Here is a 3378-nt window from a genome sequence, read left to right as displayed (position 1 = left end):
ATAAAAAATACCGTATGGTTTATTTTAACATGGGCCACAATGATATGGACTATGATGGCGGAACAGATAAGTCATTATCCCAAACATTTGATAACGAAACCCAGAACCAGTTGCTTATAAATGCTTTGTTGTGGTTGGGTAGGTAGCCACACCTTTTGAATTTTTTTGTCATACAGTACGAAGTGAAGCATCTATAGTGCGCGTTTAAATCCGAATTGCATAGTTCACGAATAGATTCTTCGCGATGCCTTGCATGGCAATTTTTTTAATTTAACGATACTTCCATACCTTAGCCTCCCTAACACGCTATTCGCTTCATGAAGAAATTAAAATTGTTGCACCAGCATATCCTGGCATTAGAGAAGAAAGAAAATCAGGATCTTACTGATATGCTTTGGCAGCTCGTCTGCTACCCGCCAAAAATGCCGGCAAGATTGCAGCAGCAAGCTTTGCTGGATGAAGCCACTAAGTTTAGCCTTGAGGTTTATGACCCTCATTTTAGCAGATCGRCATTAAAATTTAACGGTTTTATATGGGGGCATGGCAGTAAAAAAGTGCTTATTACACATGGATGGGGCTCCAAAGCTATTGATTTTGATGAAATGATAGCAGCTTTAAAAACCGTTGAAGATGTGCAGATTATTGCTTTTGATGCGCCGGGTAATGCCAGTTCTGAAGGAGAGCTATCCAACCTGATACTTTTTTCAAAAGCGGCCGAAGAGGTTATTAAAACATATGGTGCTCCTGATATAATGATTGGGCATTCGCTTGGAGCCATGGCCAATGTAATTGCCATTAACGAAACCGGTATTAAGCCTGCATTGCAGATTAGTATTGCGCCGCTTATTAAACTTAAACAAAACTTTATAGCCACCATGGATGCTGCCGCAGTGCCTGTATCGGCACAGGATAAGTTTTTTGAAAGCTTTGAAAAACTGTTTGGAATGGATGCGTCGTATTTTGACATTAATGATAAATATATAGGCGATGCCGCTTTAAAGCATTGGCTGGCTTTTGATAAGGAGGATAAAGTTTCGCCTTATGATTACCTCCGGGAATTTTCGAGCGTTAATCCTGAGGTTATTACACATGAATACACCGGTCCCGGACATGATCGAATCATTAAGGATGCCGGAGTTGTTGGAGATATCCTGGGTTTGGTAAGAGGGATATAGTCAAAAAATGTTACTGAGCGCAGCAATCGTGAACTGCGCAGAGCGAACTTGTATGCACAGTTTACGATTGCTTCGTGCCAACTTATGCCTTTTCGCAATAAAAAACTTTTTGTCATGCTGAACGCTTGAAGTGTCTATTATTCGCCATGCTTCGTCGCTCTTCACAGTCTGCGAATAGATCCTTCAAGCGTTCAGGATGACAAATCTTTTAAAACGTCATTTTCCCCTCAGAGTCCCCCGGATTTTATCCCTCAATGACAAAGTACAGATCACACCACCTCATTTTGCACCCCCGAATAATATTTCAACTCAATTAAATCATGCGGCAGCGCTTTACTATTCCAGCATTGGTGAATGGCCAGCGCGGTGCCTACAGCTGTAGCCTGTGCCATTGAAGCTGCATAAACTTCTAACTGAGGAAAGGCGAGTGCCAGCAGGTGCATAAACACACTGTTTTTACTAAACCCACCATCAACAAAAATCCTTTGTACTTTGCATCCCTGCAGTACATAATTGGTTGATATGGTTTGTTGGTTAACTATATCTATCATCAATTGATGGTAAGCTTCAATATCAGTACTAAAGTCACTTAGGTTGCGCTGTTCAAAAACAGATTTTTGTAACTCACCTTCCTGTTTTTGGCTTTGCAGTGTAGTTTGTGTATTGAGCTTTGCAGCTATTGCCGGGTCGTAATTGAGGGTGCGGTAACTTATCTCGTCCTGGTTAAAGTGAGCGGCAATGCGTTTTACCTGCTGCTCGTATTCGTAGCCGGTGAAAAGCCGCGATGCCTTAACCGGGCTGCCTTTGTATTGCAGGTAGTTAAGGCAATCGTTCTTCAGCTCATCGGCAGTAAGCGGTGTTTGATTAAAAGGATTTAAGCTGATAGACCATGTGCCGGTAGATATGAGCACAAAGGGCATATTAAAGCTCACCAGGTAGGGGATAAGCGCCGCCGAACTATCATGCAAGCCAACCCCCACACAAAAAGTACTGCCCGGAAATACAGAAGGCAGCACACTATCGGCAGGTTTTAAGGGCGCCATTTTGGGCAATATGCCTTCGTCATTAACCCAATGATGATAATCGTTGCTCCCAAAATCCCACAGAGCGGTATGGCAGCCTATGCTGGTTAGATCCGTAACCATCTGGCCGCTGAGCAGGTAGCTCATGTATTGCGGCAGGTGCAAGGCATATTTAAGTTTTTTGAAAACTTCGGGCTGCTGGTATTTAAGCCGATACAATTGTAGACCTGAGTTGAGGTTACCCAAAACAGGCGAGGCAGTTTCGCGGGCAAACCGGGCTTCATCGCCATAGGTTTCGTAAAACTGCCTGCCTAACTCTGGTGGATATGGTTTAAGATAATTATACAATGGGGTTAAGGGCCTGCCATCTTCATCTACATAAACAAAACTTGCCCCATAGGTAGAGAAATTGACGGCCTTTAAATCAAACTCCTTATGCTTAAAGATCTCGCGCAGCGAATCAAATACGGATAAGCGCRGGCTGTCGAGGTTTTCGCATGGGTCGCCATCCTCGTCGTGGGTTTCCATGAAGCGGGCCGTCCGCTCAAAAACTATCTTATAGTTTTCATCAAACAGGAACAGCTTTTTATTGGTTTTACCCACATCAAAAACAGCTATAACAGGTATTTGCGCCATATTATAATCCGGTTGATACTGCTTTAGCTCCGCGCTCTTTTATCAATTGGTTACGTACCGCCTGCTGCCTGTATAATGCCAGCGGATTTAATGCGCCGCCTGCACGTAAACGTGCCTCTGCCAGTAATGATCGAACATCTGTACGGTAGGCATGCTGTAAAATCTCCTGGGCCTGTACTACGTCATTATCCTGTTGGGCCTGCTTTAAAGCCGTCGCATCAATCAATAATGCCTGAGCATAAGCTATTTTAATGGCTTCTACCGACTGGATTAAATCCTCAATAGGGTCTTTTATGTTATGCGATGCATCTATCATCCAGCCGATAGCCGTGGCATGGTTCATGCCGCGGGCATCCATGCCCTCTACCAGTTCGTTAAATATCAGGAATAATTGATATGGGTTGATACTACCAACGGTCAAATCATCGTCGCCATATTTGGAGTCATTAAAGTGGAAACCCGCCAGCTTGCCTTCCATCAGCAATAGAGATACAATTTGCTCGATATTGGCACCCTGTAAATGGTGACCAAGATCAACCAGTGTT

General features: G+C 43.6%; 2 protein-coding genes and 1 pseudogene. 1 reads left to right on the top strand and 2 read right to left on the bottom strand.

Annotated features, from left to right (window positions below):
* Positions 1–317 precede the first annotated feature (317 nt).
* Positions 318–1175, top strand: a complete 858-nt coding sequence (locus AC1DPZ_RS24365; RefSeq protein WP_477408348.1) for an alpha/beta hydrolase — start codon at positions 318–320, stop codon at positions 1173–1175.
* A 269-nt stretch (positions 1176–1444) separates the two neighbouring features.
* Here AC1DPZ_RS24365 and AC1DPZ_RS24360 read toward each other — a convergent pair whose 3' ends face one another.
* Positions 1445–2833, bottom strand: a complete 1389-nt coding sequence (locus AC1DPZ_RS24360) for an FGGY-family carbohydrate kinase (protein WP_477408347.1) — start codon at positions 2831–2833, stop codon at positions 1445–1447.
* A gap of 1 nt (position 2834) precedes the next feature.
* Positions 2835–3378: pseudogene (locus tag AC1DPZ_RS24355) on the bottom strand (sugar isomerase); the annotation flags it as partial.

This window comes from Mucilaginibacter sp. P4_G9 (genome assembly GCF_056400985.1).
Note: the sequence above shows the minus strand (reverse complement) of the source record. Positions and strands in the feature narration are given on the sequence as shown.